This window comes from Mesorhizobium sophorae (assembly GCF_002270415.1).
Taxonomy (GTDB): Bacteria; Pseudomonadota; Alphaproteobacteria; order Rhizobiales; family Rhizobiaceae; genus Mesorhizobium; species Mesorhizobium sophorae.
This window is the reverse complement of the sequence record NZ_NNRI01000010.1, coordinates 13,351-38,141: the sequence shown is the minus strand read 5'-3', so window position 1 is coordinate 38,141 and position 24,791 is coordinate 13,351. Positions and strand designations below refer to the sequence as shown.

Genomic DNA, 24,791 nt, shown 5'->3' with positions numbered 1-24,791 from the left:
CGCAATCAGCCCCTGAGACGGTTTTGCAGTGCCCGCCGATCTGCGACGAGGTTGTCGAGGTTCCGCAGGTCTGCTTGCCGTCTTCCCGCCAATCGCCTAACCAGCGCCCGTGTGCCATCCACTGCAAAGACGCCGCAATCATAACCGTTTTTCTGCTGAGCCATGCTGGCGTCTTGTAGGTCGGCGCCCAGCCGTGCTGCGAGCCGTGCTGCAGGTTCATCATTGTGTCCCCGGAGGGAGTCGTAGTGATAGGCGACCGGCCTTTCCTGATTGCGGCGATCAACCAGCAGCAGCGACCAATGGTCGCCTTCGCGAATAGCACTGGCATTGTTCACTGGCAGGAACAGGAAGTCGGCTGTATCGTTACCATTCCGATCATGGACAATGCGATGGAATGCGCGTAGCGCGTCGCTATCGGCGCCGTGGTTAAGCTGAAAGGCTATCAGAGGATCCACGAACCGCGTCCGGGCGGCGAGATCCGGATTAGTCCCACGCAACTCCTGCGCCACGAACTCGTAATCCCGCTGAATATGATCGTCGCCGAGCCATTCTCTGGCTCCGAGCACCCGTCCGCGGTCGTGGGAAGAGGCACTCGTAGCCGAAGCACCGATCTGAGCATCTGGAACCGAGGATGGGCGAGGATGATGGATAAATTGAGCATCGCGGCGCCCTCGCGGCCCCAACGTGATAGAGTAGGTCTCACCGTTGATAGAGACAGGCCGCGGAACCATGCGCGGACTCGGCAACAGCATCTTGTTGTCCAGTACATCGAGCAGGAAGTCCGGAACCGGCTGCGAGCCATGCTGCCAATCCTCGCCGACGAGATATCCGATATCCTCGAGCTCCAGAGGCTCGCCTGATGGCCCGATGAAGAACGGCGGACTGGCGGCCGGACCAGGCACCTGCGCTGACTGAGCGTCGTCACGCGTCTCCTGCGGTGTGGACGGCAGATCAACGAAAGAATGGAGGCCGCGGTAGATCTCTGACGACCGAGCTGGCGCGCCCTCCGGGGTTGGCCGCATACTCGCCTCAGAGTCGGGCGGCACTCGCGGCGACCGGGTCGAGCTCGACACAGCCGTTTCGTGTCGTCCGGCCTGCGGGCCTTCCGGCGTCGGCCACTCATTTAGGTCAAAGTCTGACGGCACCCGCGGCGACCAGGTCGAGCTCGACACAGCCGTTTCGTCTCGTCCGGCCTGCGGGCCTTCCGGCGTCGGCCACTCATTTAGGTCAAAGTCTGACGGCATCCGCGGCGACCAGGTCGAGCTCGACACAGCCGTTTCGTGCCGTCCGGCCTGCGGGCCTTCCGGCGTCGGCCACTCATTTAGGTCAAAGTCTGACGGCACTCGCGGCGACCAGGTCGAGCTCGACACAGCCGTTTCGTGCCGTCCGGCCTGCGGGCCTTCCGGCGTCGGCCACTCATTTAGATCAAAGTCTGACGGCAACCGCGGCGACCAGGTCGAGCTCGACACAGCCGTTTCGTGCCGTCCGGCCTGCGGGCCTTCCGGCGTCGGCCACTCATTTAGATCAAAGTCTGACGGCAACCGCGGCGACCAGGTCGAGCTCGACACAGCCGTTTCGTGCCGTCCGGCCTGCGGGCCTCCCGGCGTTGGCCACTCACTTGGGTCAAAGCCGGACGGGACGTGCGGCGACCACGATGGGCTCGACCCTGCAAGCCGGGGTTCCCGACTCGGCTGCTCAGGGAAGGCCACACCCAGCGCTCTGTTTGCCTCGACGACTCGTAGGTACTGCCCAAGCTTCTTGAGGTTCAAGCCAGTTCTTCCTGTGGCTTTGGTGAAGTCCCGATAATCTGCGTTCAACGACCGTCGCTGCCGTTCAGTGCCGTTGATTCGGCTTACTATGCTCTCCCTACCCGTACTTTGGAGCCAATCACTAAAGCTACGTTGGTACGAAGCAGTATTCTGGATAGCTTTTTTTCTATTTTGGGACGCCGGGTCGGATCCGAGCTTGCTCAGATCGTCGCTGACCAGGCCATCAATGATGCTGACGTCGTCAGTATAGGCATTCCCTAAGTATTTTCTAAGCTTATCGAACGATGCGGTCCGATTTGTTGTTTTAACGTAGTTCTTGTAATCCGCGTCCAGCGACGCTTTCTGCCGAGAATTGCCGCTGATTCGGCTCATTATACTACCCCTGCTCTCCCTTTGGAGCCAATCGCTAAACGAACGTAGCTTGGAAGCCATGGTTGAGGCGGGGGCCTTCTTTGCGCGAGTCGCGTCGGGTCCCAGATTGGCCCAGGCTTCGTCTTGTAGGCCATCGATGGTGGGGGCGTCCTCCGGATAAGGGTGCAATATTTCGCGCCCCATCAGGCGGGGTCCGGCACCGACTGCTTGGAGCCCCTCAGCTCCGAGCCTCCGGAGGTGAGACAGTGCCGCGTCGAGCCGGTCACGATGGTCCCCACCAGTTGCGGTGTACTCCTCGATGTCGAGGGCTAGTGACTTTGGCTCGTTAAAAGCCCGAGTAGTCAGTGGACCCTTGTTCTCTTTTAGGAGCCAACGAGCAAACGCCCTAAGAGCCTGCACATTGCTCTTGATGGTAGGCGCGGGAACCCTTCCGGCCCTTCGACCGCTGCCGCCATTGTAGGCTTTGACTGCTTCCTCGAACTGTCGGATCATCCGCTTGTCCTGGGGATGCATCGGTTGGTCTTGCGTGTCCACCCACGCGGGGGCGGATATGGGATTTCCGGCCCGGAAACGCTGGAGCACGTCCAATGCTCCACCCAAATGATTCCTGCTATTGGCGCTCGCCACTTTCGCAAAGTCATCCTTTTTGGCTTTCAGCAGATCAGCGTCGCCAAGTAGCTTTTCCAGTGTCACGCCTTCGGGTTGAAGGAATTCGCTAAACATTCTGAGAGCGGTCACGTAGTTATCAATGGTTTTAGGCTTGCGGTTCTCGCCGACCAACGCCACCTTGAATTCTTCAATGAGGCTCAGGTCCGCATCGGACTGGCGGCTCCGCTTGGCAAAATCCATGCGAGGCTCTGAATGGATCACGTACGACAGTGAGTCGCCGGACGACTTTTCGTGACGACTGCCCCCGAAGGCTTTGCCGAGCCCTGATTTAATACGAGAAAACAGTCCACGGCTCTTGCTATCCTTCGTCCGCGCCGCAAGCCGCGCTTCCGATGGTGCTGTGTAGCGCGTGCTACTGAATGGCCTGTCACGCAAGTCAGACTGCGAGGCCTTCGCAGCCGAGCCAAGGTGAACGCGAGGAATATCGACGCTGTACCGTGTACTGCTGACCGAATTGTCCAGTAGGCTGGAATGCGGCGGCATCCGCATCGAACCGCCGACGTTAGTGCGCTGGATACTTCCATGCGCCACTGCGGATCGAGTGTCGGGCAAACCAGCATCCCCGGAGCTCTCGTCAGGGGAACTGAGCTGCAAGTCGCTCAATTGCCGCTCAAAGCTCGCTTGGCCAGCAGGCTTATTGTCCGACTTTTGCCTCGCCCGCTGCTGCTCTTGCAAGGCAGCGTACTGGTGCATCCAAGCGTTGGTATTGAATGGATCGTGATTGGATTCCATGCCACTCTCCTTGATGAGATAGAACTGCCGCGTCAGATGGGATAGAATTGCCGCTTCGAAGACCTTGCGATGGTCAAACATCCATGTCTTAGCAGCGCTAGCTTTCGACGAGCTGACCACCTCCTACGGGGGCCTGTCGCGACGATCCGGGTAGCCGACAATTCGCAGATCGCCATGCCGCCTTCAGACTTTGTAAGCCTTGTGAAGTCCGAAGAGACGCGCAAGCTGGTCGATTTGGTCGTCGACAGGGATACGTTGCAACGTTTTGTTACTCGTGAGCGGCAAGGCCGATCACATCACAAGACCATCCACCGCTTGACCGCTCGTTTCGCGCCGCTATTGCTGGAGCGCTTCCACCGCAGCAAGCGCAGCGTGACCGGCAAATGGCATGTCGACGAGATCTCCACCAAGGTCCGTGGCCAGCGGATGTATCTCTATCGCGCCATCGACAATGTCGGCGATACCGGCGAATTCTATTTCGGCGAGCAGCGCTGGAGCGTCGTGGCCGACCGGACCGCATCGACATCGACGGTAGCCAGACCAATCGGGAGGCGATCGTTTCCTGCGACACCACAATCGCTTGCAGGATCGCTCCCGGCGCCGGCTGAAGCCGATCCGGATCGGCCGGAGCCAGTGTTTGACGGATGTATGGACAAGGGCCGTTCTGCTCCAATGTCCTGGGGGTGCTCTGTCCTGGGGGGTGCTCTCGAGCGCACAAAAAGGACAAAGCAACCACCGGTGATTCGCTCTCTTTCATTACCGATCCTGGTTCAAATTGAGATTTTTGAAATACCAAGACGGGTCATCATCGGACGAGTTTGTCTCAAAGCTTGCTTCGCTGGAATTGGCCCCAATGCTTACTTCGCTATCGGCATCATAGCCCTCGGCATTGGACAGATATAGAGGAGGTTTGTCAGCCCGCTGCCATTCACCGTCACTATTCTTCGCCCATTTTTCGGGATGCTGTGTAGGATCAAGTATCCACCGATTGTCACCCACGTGAACAAAGCCCATTTGGTCTAGGCGGGCTTCATTTTCCGTCGCGGCAGGTCGTGACATGACCAGCGCCTGATTGCCGTCGAGCCGAAGTTGATGTTCAAGCAAAATATCGCCTGCATTGTCGGCTAGCGGATGAGTAACCCGAAGGTCTACGACGGATGTGATCCGATCTTTCCCAGGAAACTGTTCCCGCCACGATTCTCCTTCGATGCTAAATCCGCCTTCTGTTCTTAAGATCCCAACGCTTTTTTTGCCTAGCTGATAACTAAAGTATCGCGCCTCTTCCGTATCATCGTGGGTACCACCGCAGAGCCTTGCAACCATTACCGTGCGCGCGGCTTTTGAGGACACGAAATCCGTGTACTCTTGCGGATTGTCCGCGATTTGTTTGATTTCATCGCCGTAAAATTCCCTCACTTTCCTACCGAATGAAGACCTGTCGATCTCGACGATAGGAGGCTGGGAAACGAGCGCGTATGGCCGTGCGGGCGCTGAAGACGAACTAGCATGGAGATCAGGCGCCATGCTTGCAATTGTTTCCCCAAAGCTATCACTGTCGTTAGACGGCGTTGTTTCGTTAGCTTCGCAGGCGCTTGTAGATGAGCCACTGATTCGACTGTACATGGCAATTCGTTTCCCTTTTTGGCATGAATCTTTGGAAGTGAGCTTGGGGCGTTGGGTTGCGCTCGAAAAGATACTCGAACGAGCTGACAGTGAGCTGATCCGCACGTAAGAGTCGTTGCCGCGCGGCGACGCGCTGTTTGATCTGCACGTTCTCATCCAATTCCTGGGCCTTCAGCATCTCTCGCAGCGCATCGCGGAGCGGAACAGCTTGCGGATTGATGCTGGCGCGCTTATCGGGAATGCTGCCGGCTCGATGCCGGCATCAGCCTCGGAAACTATCTTCGGGCAGTCGAACGGCAACGACGAGATTGGTCGACCTCGCAATACGCTCTCGCGCTCGGCTATCGATCTTGTCCATGATGTCGAATACGTCATGAACACTGCGAACCCGCCCGGCTTCAAGAGATCGATCGAGCGCGATGCAGTAGTCATGAAGACGCAAACCCATCGAGCGATAGGCGCGCTCGCATCGTACCGCGCGATCGTATAAGGGCGGACCAATGGGGATCGAAACTCGCCGGCAGCTTGGTGCGGGCGAAGTCGCCGGTGAGGATGCGCGCGGCTGCCGCAGCCGGACGACGCGTGCGATCACCGGATCGAGCTCGATCCCGGTGGCACCGCGAGAGGTCCCCACCTATATCCAGCGTCGAGCAGCCCGCACCGACCGGTGCTCCGCCTCGGCAAGCGGGTGGCGTGGCTGGCCGCCAGGCACTGTGGTCAACAAGGACTTACAGAACGCAGGGGTGAGCTTGCCGCGGTGGATCACGACGTTCTCGTGACCGATCGCAGCCCGGGCGTCCTGCCACTGCCGATTGTGGCCGCGCTGTTCATTGGACTTGACGTGGCAAGCGGCGAAGTCGGCGTCATCCAGCATCGCCAACTGCCCTGCAAATACCGGTTGCTGTGTATGGATGTGCACCCACATCGGCCTCGGCATTGCACCATTGCGCAGCGCCTTGGGCTGCAGCCTGATCTCGAACAGTGTCCCTGGCTCGTCCCTCAACGCGCGTGGTCGATCGGCAGGCGTCAACTCGTTGGCCTCCCGCAAGTGTTCAAGGTACTTTTGTGACGGAAAGGCGTAGGTCTTCATGCATTCGATCGAAGTAGAGGCCTTTTCCTCGGTCAAAGCCTTGGCCAGTCCCCGCGCTTCGGACAACATCCCCTTGAGCTGGACTGTTTTGTCGTGCACTTCGACCACTTGCGCAGGCGTGAATAGGCCGCGTCGACGAGGTTCCTCCAACGCAGCCAGACAGGCCTGCATCTCGGTGGCCTGCGTCTGCAGGCGCTCGACCACGGTGTCCACGGCGTGGTCGGAGTCCTCGGGTTTCATCTGGCGCGCTCGCGAGACGGTCCGTTGCTGACTAGCCAGATCGAACTGCAAAAGTTCGTCCAACCGCGTGAGTCGTCCCGTCAGGGCCGCCCTCGACGCCGGGGTCTGCCAGATCGCCAAATGTGCAGCCGCCGACGACGCACTTGCATGCGCCTCCTTTGCGCTCACGAGCTTCTTCGTACCTAGATCCGAGCGCACGAGAACCTTGGTTGCTGGCGCCGTGACGCTGCCGCCGGCAGCGACTTGCGGCCGCCCGGTAGCCGAGCTGCCGGCGCCAGCGGCCTGCTTGCTCTTGCCTTTCCCCTTCCTGCGCGATGCAGAGCCTTCGGCCACTGCAGCCTTGCCGTCGGACGGTATCGCAGCGCCGGCGTCAGCCCACGGTGTAATGACGGCTGAGGTATTCGGCTGCAGTGCCAGCAAGTGCATAACCTCGTGCGCAGTGATCCAAGCGTCGTCCACGATCTGGCCCAACAGTTGCAATGGGAGGTCGGCACCTGTTCGGCCATCGCTTAGCTTGGCAACGATGTCGTCTTGCAACGCCAATGCAAATTCCGAAAGCCGCTCCATGACGCCTTCCAGAACGGCACAGTGCTCTGCGTCGAGTGGGCGCCCATTGCTCTTCAGAACAGCGTCGGACGTAGAGAGGAATGCCGGAAAAACGTCACCGACGAAGGTTCCCAGCAGACGCACCCGTCCCTTCTCATCCATGAGGATGTCCCTCACGGCTGGTTCGAACGTGCTCGCCAGCGGCTCAATCTTGACCTGCGCGAGAGAGATCCGCGATTGCACCAGCGTGACCTTGTTATTCACTAGCCAGCCGGTGTGCAGCCGCAGGGCGGCCTCTTCGACCTGTCGGATCTCGGTAGTTGCACTTGGTAAGTTGACAGTGGCCGCGCAGACGGACCGCATCCGTTCGCAGCGCCATGTCTTCTTTTCCCACCACTCCATGCTGAGCACATGGGGCTGCGCTAGACTGGAAACCGATCGGCTCAGCTGGTCGCCGGTAGCGCTGGCTTGGAGCCCCCTGAGCAGGGCGGTCGTACGCTCCTTGCTCTGTTCCAAGGCGTAGATAGTCGGTCTGCCCAGTTGGTCGCATTGGTCCGCCGCATCGAGCACAGTGGAGCGGACTTGACGCGCTTCATCGTCGGACAGAATGCTCCGCGCCACAGCCTGTGGCAGGCTCGCGTAGTAGTCCAGAACTGCTGAGCCTGCATTGACCACCCGATCGATCAGCTCTTGCGCCTCCTCCAGGTTCCGGGCCTTCATGGCCGCATTGCGGCAAGCCTCCAGTTCCTCCTGCAGGCCGTCCACTCGTTGCTTTGCCGCGTTGATTTCTTCGCCTCTCAAGGAAATGGGGACTGCCACATCCCAGGCTGGCGGCTGGCTGGCTCCAGCCTCGGACATTGAAGGATAACCGCGGCGGCGCGCAGTGACAGCCCGCCTCGTAGTGGCTGTATGTGGGCTTCGATGCGCGCCAACGGAGGGACCGGAAGGCCCATCGCCAAGGACATCATCGGCACCGGGCGGAACGCGAGCGAAGGATGTGCCGCTATCTTGAGGTCCAGAGCGCATTTGCTCTACGACGGAATCGAACGATTGGCTGCCTTCCCCAGGGGCAAGATTTGATTGCGAGCGTGAACTGCTCGATGCCCATGTGCTGTCGGTTCCAGCATTGCCCATGCGCGATCTTCCGGGTCGGCCAATGCCCGTCATATTCCATCTCCGATGGTGTTGGGGCTGATCTCGGTCAGCCGTGGTGTTTCAGAACTTCGGCGTATAAGTGCGATCGCCCAGATGAAACGTGGCATGAGGTGTGAAGACCAGCAGCATGGCCGTCGACCGTCGCGGTCAGCCCGGGGCCGGACGGCGCGGCCTACATCCTGGCCAAGCTCACCTTAGCAGTAGCGGCCAGGACTCGCAGCGATCGCCTCATGCCGCACGTCGACGCGATCTGGCGTCGCAGATCTTCTGGAAACATGCCAGGATCGAGCCCGTCAGACCAAACCACGAAAGCCAAAATCTGACATGCTTTCCTTCCTCCAATTGTTGCCCAAGGCTCCTATTAGGAGGTCTAACTTTCGAGAAGCTGACGACTCCAAGAGCCAATGATGGCGACATTGATTGGCCCTATGGGCGGTGCATCCTGCGTCCGAGCATCCCTGCCCGGCAGGATCAGCAGAGCTTGCGAGTACTGCGCAGGATTCACAGGTCTGAACGCGAAAGGCGACAAGGGGAGCAGCTCTCGCTCGGTTGCGAGTTCGCCTTCTCTTGCTGGTACCTTTTCTTGCCCGGCACCGCCTAAAACGCCCCTGCGGTTCAGGCCGGCGCGACCCAAACTATTGCTTTATGGTCGTCGTCCCAAAACCACTGCGGTCTTTGGCGGATATGCATTAGCCAATAAAAAACCGGCCTCAGCGTGCTTCTGATGCCGGCCATTCAGGTCTTGGGATCGTCGCACCCGATTTCCAGGGAAACCGAGTTGGTTCGATCCGACGCTGACCCGTAGTTGGAGGGCTGGGGGTTTACGAGCCGGTGCCGGACCGAACCGTCTCAGGCAACGCCGACTGTCTCGTTGGAGATTGAGGCGGCGGCGCAGCTAAATTCCGGCGACAATGCGTCAAAGCATCACCAATTCCAACAGCCACTTCGCAAACGTGACTGGATGTTTCCGAAATAGCGGTGCCGGCTCTCGTAGCCGGCCTTGGTGCCGAGCGATGGGGCGAGCATGCCGGATCACGGTGGCGGGACGCAGGACGCAAACCATCCGCAATATTGATCCGTCTGCATGAGCCGGCCACGCGCGCGCCGCGATTATAGCCGTGCGCTTCGGCCAGCGCGAACTCGACCAGATCCTCAGGCCTACGAACGTATGGCAGCAGTCGTTGCAACAAATCCTTCAAAGAAATTCGTAGAGTCTTTGCAACTCCACCCCCCCGCGAATGGTACGCATGTCGCATGATGGAAGTGGGGATCAAATCATGGTGCTGCATGCTCTCCGAGGGCCGAACAGCATGCATCTCGGTTTTGAAGGCAGGTCAATAAAAGCCCCCACCTTGGTTGCGGCCCAACGTGTAAACCTTGGTCCAAGAAGCTATTGGTTTCGGAAGCTGTAGCATCTTCGGAGACGCCAAATGACGAAGTCAGCAGGACCAGTGCCGCAATTTTTGATGTGGCTTGATGCTTACCAATGATGACACTAGTCAATCGCCTGAGGACGGCAGCGCATCTTGATCGACTTCGAATCCTTGGCCTTTGCGCACACGCGAGCCTAACGGTTTGCGAGCTAGCGAAAGTTCTGGGGTTGCGGCGCGAGCTTGTTGGACGAGACGTCCGGCGGCTCGCCAAGGCTGACTTTCTTTGCTGCAACGAACAACGTCGGGAGTATTCGTACCACCTCAAAGCGGGAGGCAGGGACGGCGGGCTGGTTCAATTGTTGATTGATCTCCTGCCCCACGACGATGGCTATCATAAACGAGACCTGCAACGCCTCGAAGAGATACGAGATGCGCGGTCCAAGGAGACCGCCTGCTAGCCGTGAGAAGGATCAATCCAATTGGAACGGGAAACTGCCATGGGAAATTCCGCTGCCAGTGCAAGCGCGCCGCTCGACACCTACGGACGGTCTCCCCTGGCCGCGGTTGATTCCCGCGTTCACGAACTGCTTCAAAAACAGGTGCGGCAGGAGCGTACGACGCTCAAACTCATCGCATCGGAGAACTTTGCCTCCTCGGCGGTGCTGGAAGCGACCGGCTCGATTTTCACCAACAAATACGCTGAAGGGTACCCTGGTGCGCGCTATTACACGGGAAACGAGATCGTCGATGAGCTGGAGAACCTCGCTATCGAGCGCCTGAAGGCGCTATTCGGCTGTGAGCACGCTAACGTCCAGCCTTATTCCGGCTCGCCGGCCAACCAGGCCATCTATCGAGCACTTTTGAGCCCCGGGGCTAAGGTCATGGGCTTGCCCCTCCCCGAGGGAGGCCATCTCACGCATGGTTGGTCGGTCAACTTCTCCGGCAGTGATTATCAACGCGTCCCCTATGGCCTGCACGAAAACACGCAGCAAATTGATTATGACGGCTTGCGCGACACGGCCAAACGGGAACGGCCGAAACTCATTTGGGTCGGCGCAACTGCTTATCCGCGTGTCTTTGACTACGCGGCAATGGCCGAGATCGCTTTGGAGGTGAACTCCTATCTGGCGGCCGACATCGCACACATCAGTGGCCTGATTGTCGCCGGAGCCCACCCGAATCCTGTCGGCCATTGCGACGTCGTCGGCAGCACGTCCCACAAGTCGATACGCGGTCCACGCGGTGGGTTCATTTTGTCAAGGAATGAAGACCGCCATCAGGCGCTCCATCATCCGAAGAACAAACACAATCTCGCCAAACGCATAGATCGCGCGGTGTTCCCTCTCCTGCAAGGCGGGCCCCATATCAATATCATCGCCGGGCTAGCTGTCGCTTTGGAGGAAGCCTCTCACCCGGCTTTCCGTGTCTACGGTCAGCAGATCGTCAAGAATGCCAAGGCTCTGGCCGAGGCGCTTCTGGAGCGAGGTTATGAGCTGGTCACCGGCGGGACCGACAATCACATGCTGATCCTTGATCTTCGGGATCGACCATTGTCAGGCAAAGCCTATGCCGAGCGACTGGCAAAGGCGGGCATCATTACGAACTTCAATATGGTGCCGGGCGACCCGCGAGACCCGGCGGTCACAAGTGGTATCCGCTTAGGCACACCAGCAGTGACGTCCATGGGCATGCGCCAGGGAGAAATGGTGCAGATCGCCGCTTTCATCGACCTGATCTGCCGCGAGCCCGCCGACCCAGATGTTCATGCCTCGGTGCGAAAAGACGTTGCCGACTTCTGCGCTGCCTTCGATGTCCCTGGTATCACCGACCGATAAGACGGCCGAATCCAGCGCACTCCCATACAACTCCAGCACCCAGAAGCGAGGGCATTCCATGACCAGGCAATTCGTGTTCACTTCCGAATCCGTCGGCGCGGGACATCCAGATAAGATGGCCGACAACATCTCGGATTCCATCCTCGATGCAATCCTGCGTAACGACCCCAAGGCGCGCGTGGCCTGTGAAGCATTGGTCAAGACCGGAATGGTCGTTCTGGCTGGCGAGATCACCAGCAGTGCGCAGATCGATTACAGCCAAGTTGCCCGCGATACGATACTCGATATTGGATACGACGACGATGCCATCGGCTTTGATGGTCGGCGTTGCGCCGTCGTTCTGGCTCTCACCGAGCAGTCGCCCGACATTAGCCAGGGCGTTGACAAGGGTCGAGGACAGGATCTCGAGCAGGGGGCGGGGGATCAGGGCCTCATGTTCGGGTACGCATGCAACGAGACCGATACATTGATGCCTTTGCCGATCCAACTCGCTCACCATTTGACGAAAAGGCAGGCAGAGGTCCGGAAAACGGGACAGCTTAGCTGGTTGCGTCCGGACGTAAAATCTCAAGTGTCCGTGCGCTATGAAGGTTTGCGCCCGGTGGCGCTGGATACCATAGTCCTGTCGACGCAGCATGACGAGGTGGTCTCACAAGAAACAGTAAGAGAAGGCGTCATTGAGGAGATCATAAAGCCGGTTTTGCCGCCCCACCTGGATACGACGGGGCTCAGGTTCCTGGTCAATCCAACGGGCCGGTTCGTGATTGGTGGGCCGCGCGGCGACTGCGGGCTCACCGGACGCAAGATCATCGTCGATTCCTACGGCGGGATGGGGCGCCACGGCGGCGGCGCCTTTTCGGGCAAGGACCCATCCAAGGTTGACCGGTCAGCTGCCTATGCGGCGCGGTACGTTGCGAAGAATATCGTAGCTAGCGGACTTGCGCAGGTGTGTGAGGTGCAGCTTGCCTACGCCATCGGCGTGGCCGCGCCGGTGTCTATTCACGTCAACACCTTCGGGACCGCAAGGATCGATGAAAAGCGGATCGAGCGCCTTATTCCCGAGTTATTCGATCTGCAACCGAAAGGCATTATCAAGATGCTTGATCTCCTACGCCCGATATACCGCAAGACCGCGACGTACGGGCACTTCGGCCGTGAAGAGCCCGAGTTCACCTGGGAGAGGACGGACAGAGCCGACGACTTGCTGCGTGAGGCAGGACCTGCAGCAGCTTGAGGGCCGACGCTGGATCAAGCGCATGCGGCACCCATTCCAACTCGCTAGACCCGCGCCCGACCGGCATGGCAAGAAGCCGGCTGGGTTTTTTGGCGGAGACATTGATGCCGGATTATGACGTGCTTTGCATCGGCAATGCCATTGTCGACATCATCGCCCAGTGCGACGAGGAATTCCTCGAGACCAACGGCATCATCAAGGGCGCGATGAACCTCATCGACACCCAGCGCGCCGAACTGCTCTACAGCCGCATGGGCCCGGCGATCGAAGCGTCCGGCGGCAGCGCCGGCAACACGGCGGCCGGCGTCGCCAGCTTCGGTGGCCGCGTCGCCTTCTTCGGCAAGGTTTCGAACGATGCGCTGGGCCAAATCTACGCGCATGACATCCACGCGCAGGGCGTCGCCTTCGACACCAAGCCGCTCAAGGGCGAGCCGCCGACGGCGCGCTCGATGATCTTCGTCACTCCCGACGGCGAGCGCTCGATGAACACCTATCTCGGCGCCGCCATCGAACTCGGGCCGGAGGATGTCGAGGCGGACAAGGCTTCCGGCGCCAAGGTCACCTATTTCGAGGGTTATCTGTGGGACCCGCCGCGGGCCAAGGAAGCGATCCGGCAGACGGCGAAGCTGGCGCACGCGGCAGGCCGCGAAGTGTCCATGACACTCTCGGATTCGTTCTGCGTCGACCGCTACCGCGACGAGTTCCTCGAACTGATGCGCTCGGGCACCGTCGACATCGTCTTTGCCAACAGCCACGAGATCAAGTCGCTCTACCAGACATCGTCGTTCGACGAGGCGCTGGCGCAGATTCGCAAGGATTGCCGGATCGCCGCCGTGACCCGCTCGGAAAAAGGCTCGGTCACCGTGCGCGGCGACGAGACCGTGCTCATCCAGGCGACCGCGATCAAGGAACTGGTCGACACGACAGGCGCCGGCGACCTCTATGCCGCCGGTTTCCTGCACGGCTACACCACCGGGCGCAGCCTCAAGGATTGCGGCGATCTCGGCTCGCTGGCGGCCGGGTTGGTGATCCAGCAGATCGGTCCGCGACCGCGGCAGAATTTGCGCCGGCAGGCCGAGCAGGCGAGCTTGCTTTAGGTGGACATTTCAAGGAGGAGCTGCCTGCTTCGTCCTTGAGCAGGCTCGCCCGCCGTGAATGAAATGCCCAAACGCAAGTGACTACTCCTCAAGTGTTTAGCAGGCTAAGCTTCTCTCCCAACGCGACTATCGATGCCATGACGACAGATAGCAGCTTCTTCAGTTCCACATCCCTCCGAGACGCACGATCCCCTGACACCATCTTCCGTCATAGCTCTTTAAGCCGCCCGGAGAGTTTCATGACAGAACAAGCCGACAAAAACATCGACAACCTCATCGAGCTCACCGCCGATGTCGTCTCAGCGTATGTCTCCAACCAATCCGGTCCCGGTGGGGGATCTCCCTGCCCTGATCGGCTAAGTGCACGCAGCCCTGAGGGGCACGGCCGCAAGCCTCTCGGCAGAAGAGCCGGTTACCCTCAAGCCTGCTGTGCCGATCAGGAAGTCGGTGACACCGGACTACATTTTCTCCCTTGAGGAACGGGAAGAAATTCAAATCGCTAAAGCGCCATCTGTCGACCCATTACAGGCTGACGCCGGATGAACATCGCGGCGATCGGGCCGTGTTCCGCACAGTGACGAAGGTGATATCCAGCCGTCGAAAAGTTCGGCCCGACTCAGTACATCCTTTGTGTGGTGACTGTCGACAAATGCTGCCCGTTTGGGTTCCTGTAACGATTGGTGAGGCTTTGGAACAATGAAGCCATCTCGCGTGATCCAACAGTAAATTCTCCATAGTTAGGATCGAAGAGCGTGGTCATTCCATTCGACGCCGTGGTCGCAATTGTGTGTGCACCACCTTGGGCGAAATACAGGCTCAGCAAATGGGTCGATCCGTCTTCGGTGATTTTGTCAAGCATGCGCGAGAAGCTCGAAGGCTCGCCGAATTTGTGTTTCTTCTCTTTTCCGGATGGTGCCAATCCCGCCTCCTGCAACACGGTGTTTTGTGCCTGAAGGTCGGCCTGAGAAGATCCTGCACCCTCGCTTCGCAATACATCCTTGAGGTCCTGATACTGCTGCTGCCGCACAGCCGCTGAGGCATGCCTTTCCGATCCAGGTATTAGCGCATTCATTCGGGCTGACGCGCTGTTGTTGCGATTGAGTAGCCACTCCGCAGTCAGCCCAACGCAGATGCCGTTTTCATTCGCCTGGCTCAATTCGGCCGTCCTGTATTCGAACACGGAGGTGCTCGGCCTCGCCGGAGAAGATGTACTGGCGCTCGTGGTGGAGGAGTTTGAACTGTGAAAAGTTGCATCCGATGTGTGTGGCTTGCTGGCGCAGAGCCCCATTTTGTTGGGCAACGCCTCAGGTGGCAGCGTCCTCCACGGCGCGAGATTTTGCTTGGTATCCGTTGCTGGCGATGTGGGATTCACCAAAGACGGTGGGACTTTGGGATAGCCGTCACGGTCACGTAGCTCCTTAGCATATTTGACCCGCTGATCGCTATCGAGCATAGAAATCGTTTGACCAAAGGGCTTAAGCCCCCCAGAGGGATTATGGCGCTCCATAGTGAGGGGATTTACGGCACCGGCTTGCGGAGCCTTGTTTAGGTGCAGTTCAAAGTCCCCTTGCCCAGCTTGGAACGCTTGCTCCTGGTGCGTCATGGCGTAGGACGCTGCGAAATTTGGATCCAAGGGAAGATCGAGATTGCGAAATGGGTCCATGTTGCCCTCCGAACGGGGTTGGGTTGACTAGCCTTGGCGCTCTGATGTTATCCGGCTTAGCTTTCGAGAAGCTGACGAGCACTCTTAAGGTTTCACATGAGCATTGCCAGGCGCAGTGTTCTTCCGAGGAGACTGCCGTGCGCCAAATTACGCCGCGGCATGCTCGGCATTGGCCAAGACGGTGGGGGTCGGCCGCAAACCGAAACAGCCGGAAATGCCTGAGCCGGCGCCGGCGAAGCGGACCCTCGCGGCTTAATTTCATTGTCTGGACTTTTTCCGAAGCGCGCAGCTGCCACCGGCATGATCTGCGCAGAATATGAAAGGCGGGATTAGCCGCGCTATTTGCGCGGCGTTTGCCGAGGCGTCTACCCTTTTGCGGCTGGATTAGGAGCTTGGTAGGCGTTGTCGGACGAACCATCTGGACGACCTCCGGAAAATCACTGTTGCCGGCAGCCTGGCTGGCGCCATGCCCGTTCGATCCAGATGCTATCGGCGAGGCTTCCAATAAATGCCGAAAGCGGCAAGCCGCTCTTCCGATTGTTTTACCCGCTCTGCGGCATCCGTTTCGGACCGCCCGGCCGTCAGTGCCGCCAGAAGCTCGACGGCGGCGAACGCCGGCGCCATGCTTCGGAAGAACGACTGCGAATTCGACGTAACGATGATGGTTTCCCGCGCGATCCGGGCCAGCGGTGACACGCTGCTGTCGGTGATTGCCACCACGCCGACCCCCTGCCGAGCCGACTGGCGCGCCACGTCGACCGTCGTACGTTCATAAGGCGACATGCCCACAGCCAGAAGCACGTCGCCACGTCCGGCGTGCTGAAGGACATCCAGACCCTGTCGGCCCATCTCGCTGACAAGCGTCACCTTGCGGTCACCGCCAACCACAAACGACATCATGTGAACGAAGTGGCTCGCGACCGGATGAGCGGAGCGCGAGCCGAGGCCGAACAGATTGCGTGATCTTGCAAGCAGGTCGGCGGCGGCGATGAACTGCATGGCATTGCCGTATTCACCGAGGCTTGAAATCTGGGCCGCGAGCGTGTCGGCAATGACCCCGACAGTCGAACATCCCAGAGCGCCATCGTTTTCGACGCCCTGTCGCGCCGGCTGACCGGCGATTGTCTCACGCAGCGCCCGCGCGTAAAGGCTGCGCATATCCTCGTAGCCGTCAAGGCCAAGCCATCGCGCCAGCCGCATCATGGTGATATGCGAAACGCCGGCCTGGTTCGCCTGCTCGCGCATCGACATCAGCGCGACATCCTTAGGATGGTCGAGCACGAAACACGCAGCGACCCGCAGCTGCGGCGGCATATTCTCGAACTGTTCGACCAACAGCTCGGCCAAAGGACCCTTTTCCAATCTGAAATACCTCATTCGCCCAATTGCATATCTCTAGAAACAATTGGAACTTGTAGTGCCCTTAAGTATCGCAGCGTTCCGGCACTTTGCCGACGCAGGGGTCGATTCCGCTAATGCGCACGGTAATACCTTGCTGACAGCCGCGCACCGAACTCGAGAGCACGATCCCGGCTGCGAACGCAATCTGCGGCGTTGCCGCTACGCCGGCCTCGCCATGACCGGAATGTCGCCCGTCCACATATCGCCCTAGCACGGCTTGCGCGAGATTTGGATCGAATGGATCGAGCTTGCGAACTCGTGATTACCCCTTCAAATAGCGGTAGGTTGGTTAGCTAGCGGTAGGTTGGCTAGCCTTTCGCGTTCGCATGCTATTCGGCTCAGCTTTCGAGAAGCTGACGAGTCCTCTTGAGGAATTCCAAAAGCAAATTGCCTCGCCATATGTCTTCAACAGCGCGTTGCGGCACGTTTTGGCGCTCTATAACTGGACCATCCGAATGCAGCTGGTCGACATGCGCAACTCCTGCAGTCCAATCCGCGCGCGGAAGATGGGTGCGCCGCCGCCGGGATTACTCCACGGAGCAGATCCGGCAAATTGCGGCCCACATCTTCTATCCCGTGTTTGAGGCGCCGCCTGAAATAGATCACCTAGAGGCGCCTGCAAGCCGAACATGGCTCCAGTCAAGAGGCAGGTGTTAACCGCCAACGACCAGATGCAGGAGCTCTGCAATTTCATGGGCATCCGGTTTCTGACCATGCCCCACCCGCCCCAGCGACCTGGCCAAGGCGGAATTCGGCCATTTCGATCTGGAGAAGCTTGTCTGGCCCAAGCACAACGCCAAAGGCATCAAGCTGCCCGTTCGCTCTACGAGTACACCTACCGTGCGGTGCCGATCCATCTCAGGGTTGCTGGGATGGTGCAGGCCCAACGTCTGCGCTGGCCTAAAATCAAAATCCTGTTCCCGCGTCCCCGACCACCAGCTCTACGACCTCAAGCGGATCGCGATCTCTCTGATGTTGACGGGCCAGGGAGTATCGCATGAGGCCATATCGCACTACGTCGACCACAAGGGGGATCTCGAAACGACGATGATCTACGATCTTGGCTTGATCGACCCCTTGCTTCCGGCCACCGAAAGGCTCGGCGCCCTTTTCGGCATTTAGGCTCTGATCACAGTAGGAAGCTCGAACAGCATTCTTACCTCGGGCCGCCGTCTCCTGATCGGAGAGGCAGCACGAGAGCGCTGAGGGCTTGGATTGCGACCAAATCAACTTTGATCTGGATCACAATCGAACGATCCGTCAGATTCGGGTCAGGCTCGTACACTACGAGTGCGATGATTGCACACTAGGAGTACGTTGATATGGGCTACCAGAAGAAATCAGAAAAGCGAGTTGGCCGCTCACATTTGCAGTTGGCCACCATCGACGGCGCATTCCTGCCTACTCTACAATTGTCCCTCTACCAGCGGGAGGGTCCTACGCCGACGAAGAAGTCCTTTTTCCAACAATTGCTCCTGGATTTTGCTTTCGCTTGCGAACTATATTATCCGGTTCAGCAATATGAACGTTTCGCAATGGAGGAGGAAGATAGCCGCGATGCACAGCCTCAATTCGAATCAATCCACGCACCCAATTCCCGCACGTCCCGCCTCACCCCGAAGATTCAGGAACCTCGGAATCCGTGAGCTATGATGATGCCTTCCACAATGCCAATGCTCGCCAGTCCCGCAGCCAGTACCTTTGCACAGAGGATTTGACGGTTTCGGCGGGTTGTAACCTGGGTAGGCTGTCGGGTTCGACGAGAGGTTTGACCTGCTGCCAGTTCAATACCGCGCGAGGCCAGGGTGGATCAATCGAGCGCGCTCGAGGGTGAGCCACCATCTGATGGACAGAGGGCGCGGTGACGCGGCAGAAGAGCTGCGTGTCGCGTTCGGCCGGCGAGCGACCGTTGAGCGCTGTAGGTCCAGATGAACGCGAGATACTGGCCTTGCTTTCGGTTAAGCAGGGTAGCGGCTGTCTGCCAAGGAATTGATTCATTTTCTGATTCTTCCAGAACCTCCGCAATTGAGAAGGAGGCCATTCCGATGAATGCACTCTATCGCGTCGATCTCGACCAACCCGGACCTGTCGACCCACACGCCCGCGCCTTATCAGGCTCTGCCGCCATTGGAGGCGGGAAGCATCCTGCGACGGCTGGAATACAATTACACGCCCACGCATGCCAGCAGGCTTAACAGGTCGAGATCGAGATCGGCGTCCTGCGCAGTCAATGCCCCGACCGCCGTATCGAAAGCTGTGACAGCCCATTGCCAATCGTCGCCGCTAGGGGAAACCAGCGAAATAACAGCGGCGCCGGCGTCAATTGGATATTCTAAAGCGAACAGGCCCGCCTCAAAATGGCCAAAGCCTATCCAATGCCCACCGGCAAAGTGTCATAATCCCTGTGCAGAGCCACGAGTGGCCGCACGCTCAATGCCCTTCCGCGCCAGCAAAGTATCGTCCCAAACCGCAAGCGCTCGCATCCAGCGCCGTCCGATATCCGACAATGTGGGATACGCGACATTCGCGTATCCATTGCTCAGAAACGGTTCTCATTTGGCACGGGACGTGCGTGCAACCAAACCGCGTGCCCGCCAAGGAGAAGCTGTCGCATGGTCACATCACCGAAAAAATCCGCCGCCGGTCTCCCGGCTCGGGAGAAGGACGCACGAGTAAGCCCTTGCAACATGGATCCGATTGCTCACCCGAGTGGGCGCTGCCCGCTGCTCCACCTTCTCCCACAAGGAAAGACGGACACCGAGCACCTTCAACATGAGGAACAAATCACCTTGCCTGGAACCTTGCCGATCATCTCACCGCCACAATCGGAGCCGTGGACCAAAGTTCCGTTTCACCGGCTGCGCAGGGCATTTATTGCGACCGCGTTGATTCTCGCGACGACCGCTCCGGTTTTGGCTGCCAACGACGACGGCAGGGTGACGTTCCTGCTCTACAACGGAATGGAGGTGGTCGTCATCCCCGATCATCATGCGCCGATCGTCACTCATATGGTGTGGTACAAGATCGGCAGCGCCGACGAGTCGCCCGGCAAGTCCGGCATCGCGCATTTCTTCGAGCATCTGATGTTCAAGGCTACGGCCAATCACGCCGCTGGCGAGTTGACCCGCGCCGTAGCCGAGATCGGCGGATCAATTAACGCCTTCACCAATCGCGATTTTACCGCCTTCTTCGAGACAGTAACACCGTCGGCATTGGAGCAGATGATGGGCTTCGAGGCCGACCGTATGCGCAACCTCATCCTCACCGACGACGTCGTCAAGATCGAGCGCGACGTGGTCCTGGAGGAACGCCGTTGGCGCATCGAGACCAATCCGGGGGCTATACTTGACGAGGCGGTCGATGCCACACTTTGGCAGAACCAGCCCTACCGCATCCCGGTCATCGGCTGGATGCATGAGATTGCGCAGCTTAACCGAACCGACGCCGTCGCCTTCTACAACAAATATTATAGCCCCAACAACGCCGTGCTGGTGGTAGCCGGCGACGTCGAGCCGGAAACGGTGAAGGTGCTGGCCGAGAAGACCTATGGCAAGGTCCCGCGTGGACCGGAGCTGCTGCCGCGAGTCCGGCCGGTCGAGCCTCAGCAGAACACGAAGCGCACAGTGACGCTGACCGACGCGCGCGTTTCGGTGCCTCGCTTCTCAACACATTGGGTGGTTCCGTCCTATCGCACGGCCGAGCCCGGCGAGGCTGAGGCGCTCGATCTGCTGGCCGAGATCCTCGGCGGCGGCAGCCGCAGCCGGCTCTATCAAGCGCTTGTGGTGAAAGAGGGCGTCGCCACCGGGGCCAGCGCCCGATTCCAGGGGGCCTCGCTTGATGCCACGAAGTTCGCGATCTCCGTCTCGCCGCGCGGCGATGCAAAGCTCGCCGATCTGGAAGCCGCGGCGGGTGCCGAAGTCGCCCGGATCGCCAAGGATGGCGTTGGCAATGACGAGTTGGACATGGCTAAAGACCGCTTAAACCGCTCGGAGATCTTCGCCCAGGATCAGCAGTCCTACATCGCCAACATATATGGATCCACGCTTGCCACCGGCGGCACTCTGAAAGATGTCGAGGAATGGCCGGACCGCATCCGCAAGGTCACCGCCGATCAGGTCAAAGCCGTTGCAGCCCGCTATCTCGTGCCTGGCCATTCGACCACCGGCTATCTCGTTCCCAAGACGGAGAATTGATGTGATGACGAACCACCAACACCGCGGCACCTTTGCATCTGCCTCCCCTGCTCTCCTTGTGGGAGATGGGAGGACCGCACGCCACGCCACCCTGCTGGCCATCCTGCTCCTCGCCGTCGTCTTCCTCATCCTGCCAGGGCTCACCGCCCAAGCGGCTGCGATGAACCTCCAGGTGGTGAAATCTCAAAAAGGCATCAACGCCTGGCTGGTAGAGGACCATACGGCACCCATCATCACCATCGGCTTTGTCTTCGATGGCGGCACCGCGCAGGACCCGGTGGGCAAGCTAGGGCTTGCCAATCTAATGGCCGGCCTCTTCGACGAAGGCTCGGGCGAACTCGACAGCAATGCCTTCCAACTGAAGCTCGATGGCGCCGGCGCCGAGATGGGCTTCAACGCATGGCGCGACGGCATCTATGGCTCGATGCGCATGCTTTCCGAACGGAAGGATGCGGCCTTCGACCTGCTCAGGATCGCGATCAACAGGCCCCGCTTCGATCAGGAGCCGGTCGACCGCGTCCGCGCCCAGATTCTTTCCAGCATCATCGCCAAGGAGCGCGAACCTCATGCGATCGCTGAGCTTGTATGGCGCCGCAGAATCTACGGCACGCATCCTTATTCGAGGCCGAGTAAGGGCACCAAGGAAAGCCTCGCCGGTATAACGCCGGCGGATCTAAGCGCCTTCCACACGGCCATGTTCGCCCGTGACGGGCTACACGTTGCGGTCGTCGGCGACATTGATGCCAAGGCCCTGAGTGAAAAGCTCGACCAATTGTTCGCCAATTTGCCTCAGAAGCAGGCGCTCGCCCCGGTCCCCGACATCGCCCCGAAGCTCGGCCAGTGGACGTTGGTCGCATACGACCTGCCGCAGACTTCGCTTCAGCTGGCTTTTCCCGGCATCGGACCCAACGACCCGGAATTCTATGCTGCGCAGCTGATAAACGATATACTCGGAGGCTTGCCATTTACCTCACGTCTGTTCCAGGAGGTGCGCGAAAAGCGCGGCCTTGCCTACGATATCGGGTCCAACCTGGAAGGCTACCAGCATTCCGACGCGCTTGTCGTGACCACGTCGACGCGCGCCGACAGGGCCGCCGAGACGCTAGGCGCAATACGTCAAGTTATCAAGGAGTTGGCGGAAACAGGGCCGACAGAGACCGAGCTCGAGGCGAGCAAGAAATATTCCATCGGCGCCTATGCTATCAATAATCTGGATTCCTCCAGCTCGATTGCAGCCACGCTCATCGGTTTGCAGCTCGACAAGCACGGCATCGACTACATCCAGCGCCGTCCCGCGCTCATCGAGCAAGTGAATCTCGACCAGGTCAAGGCGACGGCGAAGAAGCTGCTTTCGGCCGAGCCCGCCATCATGGGCGTTGGCCCGCGGCTGGACATCAAAGGATAAAGCCTGGATTCCAATTTCGCCGTCCTTCTCCCGCTGAGAGGCTTTCGGCAGAAGCGCAGTCCGGCCCCGTGGCTAATGGGATCTCATAAGATCGGCGAAAGGCAATTTCGCGGACCAAATGAGCCCTTACCAGCCAAGTCGCCAGATTGCGGCAAGCTCCTGCCCATACGAGCCTCTCTTCGCGCGGACTGGCCAATGAAAGTCGGCGCGGGGTCGCCAGCATCCACCGTCTGCCGCTGGCGAAAACATGTCGCATTGCTCAATTTTTTCAGCGACGAAACCCGAGCCGTCGACTAGCGACTTCAAACGTACTTCCTTCCCACTCGGGGACGGTAGTCTACCCGCTGTTTCGTCAAGGCCCTATTCGGACCTGGAAGTCGCGGAATACACACTGCCCATAATCGCTGCGTTAGGAAGGTGACCGGTATTGCCCCTGTGCCTGCCATGATCCGCCACCTGAAATCGCCCGACCTGTTTGGCGCGATCGACCGTGTGCCTGCGCTTGGTATCCTCTTCCGACCAACGCTCATGTCGTCTGAGCAGAGCGCTGGGGTGCCCCCTGCGACCCGCCCTTTGGACGAGCAAAGGGACGCAAGATCGCACCCGAGCACGCGAGTAAAAGAAGCGCCCAAGGACCTCTTGGCCGCGGATCTTAATAATGTCGTGGTTCGTGTCTTAGCGGAAACGGCGGATCGCGATCGCAGGAATTGGAGCATGATGCCGCGACGTTCGACAGCGCGAACACATTTGTATCGGCGTAGCAGGCTTCGGCAGTGGTATGCCGACGGGCAATCCTGTGGCTTTCGTGATGGCGTCTTCGCTGGCATTCAAGATCAGCAGCGACGCAAATGTCCTATATTGCGTCTCGGTTCGAATCGCTATGTCCGATTCTCCGGGCTGCCGGGCACACGAACTGCGCCGCTAGCAATCATCGCATCGATGCGGTCTTGATTGATCCCCGTCTCGCGCAGAACCTCCACTGAATGCTCGCCGAGATCGGGGGCAGGACGATTGAAAACGAGTGCAGAGCCTGAAAGCTTCAGCGGCTCCAGCGCGACGCGATAGCGGCCGCCGTAGCTGTGTTCGACGTCGCGGACCAGTTCGCTGGCCACATCAGGATCGGCCAGCGCCTGATCGATACTGCGTACAGGGGCCAGCAGGATACCCGTGGGTGCAAGGCGCGTAAGCGCATCATCGCTGGTCAGCTGACGCAGACGACCTGACAGGATACCGGCGATCTGGTCCCGGTTTGTCCAAGGGCCCTTCCCCGCCAGCAGCGGTATGATCTGCTTGCTGAGGCCCAACGCGGCGGCAAGATCGGGGAGGGATGCGGAGTAAGCCACCAGAGCAATCGCCCCGTCCAAGGTGGAATAGATGCCGTAAGGCGCTGGCTGGTGACTGTGGCTAATGCCATTTCGCCCTCGACTTGCCGGCTCCTGTGCGTTCAGCGCATAGCAAGACTCCGACGCCAGCAAGTGAAGCGCGCACGACATCATATCCACACGCACCCACTGACCAAGCCCTGTCTGATCGCGCTGGCGCAATGCCGCCTGAACGCCGATGACTGCTTGTGATGCTGTGTAGGTATCAACAACGTAGGCACCGGCAGGAACGGGCGGACCATCGGCTGCCCCACCCAGGCTGGCGATGCCCGACAGGGCTTGGATAATCAGATCCAGCGCCGGCTTGTTTCGGCTTGGGCCTGCAGGACCATAAGCAGCTATCGAGCAATAGATTATTCCAGGGTGCTCCGCGAGAACGGCGGAACTGCCTATACCCATCCGCTCCAAGACTCCGGGTCGGAAATTTTCCAGAATGACATCCGCCTGGGAGATCATCTCGCGAATGACCGCTTGTGCCTCAGGCGTTTTCAGATCAATGGACAGTGAACGCTGGTTGCGATTCATGCCCAAGAAATAGGGGCTGGGTGCGTCTGGGTCCGCCGTCGGCTCCTTGATCCATTTACGCTGATAATCGCCGGCCGGCGCCTCGATCTTGACGACTTCCGCCCCAAGCGAACCAAGATACTGCGCTGCGATTGGTCCTGCCGCGTAGTGCGTGAATGCCAAGACGCGAATACCCTTCAGTGGGGGCACGTGATCCTCCTCCTGCGGGCGGGCTTTCGTTCCTATAGAAGTATTTTGCATTTGAGTGCCTCCATTGGTCCCGGTTTCTTTGCCGATTCATAGCTGCGGTTGTTCGTCGAGATGTGCTCCCAGAACCCACCCACTCGCGCTCGTCCCCTGCTCACACGGCAAACGCGGCGCACGCGTCAAGCGCCGGCGCGGCGCCCCCATGATCGCCGCGATATGGACGACCGTGAATCAAATGCCTGTGGCCGAACTATCAGGAATTGCTCAAGTTGCGGGCACTCCCAGGGATAGTGAGAGAAGT

General features: G+C 59.4%; 15 protein-coding genes and 4 pseudogenes. 11 read left to right on the top strand and 8 right to left on the bottom strand.

The window, feature by feature from the left end; genetic code table 11:
- Positions 1-5 precede the first annotated feature (5 nt).
- On the bottom strand, positions 6-3,623 hold the full coding sequence (locus CGZ66_RS40770) for a Ulp1 family isopeptidase (RefSeq protein WP_245331119.1): 3,618 nt from the start codon (positions 3,621-3,623) through the stop codon (positions 6-8).
- Between the two features lie 216 nt (positions 3,624-3,839).
- Here CGZ66_RS40770 and CGZ66_RS16320 point away from each other — a divergent pair.
- Positions 3,840-4,188, top strand: a pseudogene (locus CGZ66_RS16320) (DDE-type integrase/transposase/recombinase); the annotation flags it as partial.
- 110 nt (positions 4,189-4,298) lie between these two features.
- On the opposite strand, the gene CGZ66_RS16315 reads toward CGZ66_RS16320, so the two are convergent.
- Positions 4,299-5,066: a host specificity protein gene (locus CGZ66_RS16315; protein WP_167392133.1), complete on the bottom strand. Its 768-nt coding sequence runs from the start codon at positions 5,064-5,066 to the stop codon at positions 4,299-4,301.
- Between CGZ66_RS16315 and CGZ66_RS39145 the strand changes: the two genes are divergently transcribed.
- Complete coding sequence (locus tag CGZ66_RS39145; protein WP_143748758.1) at positions 5,065-5,274, top strand: hypothetical protein; 210 nt, start codon at positions 5,065-5,067, stop codon at positions 5,272-5,274. The genes CGZ66_RS16315 and CGZ66_RS39145 overlap by 2 nt on opposite strands.
- 159 nt (positions 5,275-5,433) lie before the next feature.
- Here the strand turns inward: CGZ66_RS39145 and CGZ66_RS40765 are convergent.
- From CGZ66_RS40765 to CGZ66_RS39895, 3 genes and pseudogenes are all read right to left on the bottom strand, one after another.
- A pseudogene (locus tag CGZ66_RS40765) lies at positions 5,434-5,778 on the bottom strand (class I SAM-dependent methyltransferase); the annotation flags it as partial.
- A 21-nt stretch (positions 5,779-5,799) separates the two neighbouring features.
- Positions 5,800-8,208 (bottom strand): hypothetical protein, encoded by a 2,409-nt coding sequence (locus CGZ66_RS16300; RefSeq protein WP_425352294.1) that lies wholly within the window; start codon positions 8,206-8,208, stop codon positions 5,800-5,802.
- 1,570 nt (positions 8,209-9,778) lie between these two features.
- Entirely contained in the window at positions 9,779-9,964 is a 186-nt protein-coding gene (locus CGZ66_RS39895; protein ID WP_167392131.1) for a hypothetical protein, read from the bottom strand.
- A 102-nt stretch (positions 9,965-10,066) separates the two neighbouring features.
- Here CGZ66_RS39895 and CGZ66_RS16290 point away from each other — a divergent pair, with 102 nt between their 5' ends.
- The 4 genes and pseudogenes from CGZ66_RS16290 to CGZ66_RS40760 all read left to right on the top strand — a co-directional run.
- Entirely contained in the window at positions 10,067-11,404 is a 1,338-nt protein-coding gene (locus CGZ66_RS16290; RefSeq protein ID WP_095085172.1) for a serine hydroxymethyltransferase, read from the top strand.
- A 58-nt stretch (positions 11,405-11,462) separates the two neighbouring features.
- Positions 11,463-12,638 (top strand): methionine adenosyltransferase, encoded by a 1,176-nt coding sequence (gene metK, locus CGZ66_RS16285; RefSeq protein ID WP_095085167.1) that lies wholly within the window; start codon positions 11,463-11,465, stop codon positions 12,636-12,638.
- 104 nt (positions 12,639-12,742) lie between these two features.
- The gene (locus CGZ66_RS16280) at positions 12,743-13,735 is read left to right on the top strand and encodes an adenosine kinase (RefSeq protein WP_095085315.1); all 993 of its coding nucleotides are present in this window, start codon (positions 12,743-12,745) and stop codon (positions 13,733-13,735) included.
- A 239-nt stretch (positions 13,736-13,974) separates the two neighbouring features.
- Positions 13,975-14,285, top strand: a pseudogene (locus tag CGZ66_RS40760) (Ros/MucR family transcriptional regulator); the annotation flags it as partial.
- 66 nt (positions 14,286-14,351) lie between these two features.
- Here the strand turns inward: CGZ66_RS40760 and CGZ66_RS16270 are convergent.
- On the bottom strand, positions 14,352-15,398 hold the full coding sequence (locus CGZ66_RS16270) for a YopT-type cysteine protease domain-containing protein (protein WP_245331118.1): 1,047 nt from the start codon (positions 15,396-15,398) through the stop codon (positions 14,352-14,354).
- Positions 15,399-15,537: 139 nt separating this feature from the next.
- On the opposite strand from CGZ66_RS16270, the pseudogene CGZ66_RS40755 reads away from it, so the two are divergent.
- Positions 15,538-15,654 (top strand): annotated as a pseudogene (locus tag CGZ66_RS40755) (MucR family transcriptional regulator); the annotation flags it as partial.
- Positions 15,655-15,884: 230 nt separating this feature from the next.
- On the opposite strand, the gene CGZ66_RS16260 reads toward CGZ66_RS40755, so the two are convergent.
- Entirely contained in the window at positions 15,885-16,745 is an 861-nt protein-coding gene (locus CGZ66_RS16260; RefSeq protein WP_095085166.1) for a MurR/RpiR family transcriptional regulator, read from the bottom strand.
- 1,026 nt (positions 16,746-17,771) lie between these two features.
- On the opposite strand from CGZ66_RS16260, the gene CGZ66_RS40750 reads away from it, so the two are divergent.
- From CGZ66_RS40750 to CGZ66_RS16240, 4 genes are all read left to right on the top strand, one after another.
- Positions 17,772-17,921, top strand: coding sequence for a hypothetical protein (locus tag CGZ66_RS40750; RefSeq protein WP_245331117.1), 150 nt, complete (start codon positions 17,772-17,774; stop codon positions 17,919-17,921).
- Between the two features lie 200 nt (positions 17,922-18,121).
- Positions 18,122-18,445, top strand: a complete 324-nt coding sequence (locus CGZ66_RS40370; RefSeq protein ID WP_206073717.1) for a hypothetical protein — start codon at positions 18,122-18,124, stop codon at positions 18,443-18,445.
- A 1,266-nt stretch (positions 18,446-19,711) separates the two neighbouring features.
- Complete coding sequence (locus tag CGZ66_RS16245) at positions 19,712-20,992, top strand: M16 family metallopeptidase (RefSeq protein ID WP_245331116.1); 1,281 nt, start codon at positions 19,712-19,714, stop codon at positions 20,990-20,992.
- Between the two features lie 4 nt (positions 20,993-20,996).
- Positions 20,997-22,397, top strand: a complete 1,401-nt coding sequence (locus tag CGZ66_RS16240; protein ID WP_095085311.1) for a M16 family metallopeptidase — start codon at positions 20,997-20,999, stop codon at positions 22,395-22,397.
- 878 nt (positions 22,398-23,275) lie between these two features.
- Here CGZ66_RS16240 and CGZ66_RS16235 read toward each other — a convergent pair.
- Positions 23,276-24,544 carry a CaiB/BaiF CoA transferase family protein gene (locus tag CGZ66_RS16235; RefSeq protein ID WP_095085164.1) on the bottom strand — a complete coding sequence of 423 codons (1,269 nt, stop codon included), beginning with the start codon at positions 24,542-24,544 and terminating at the stop codon, positions 23,276-23,278.
- Positions 24,545-24,791: the final 247 nt, after the last annotated feature.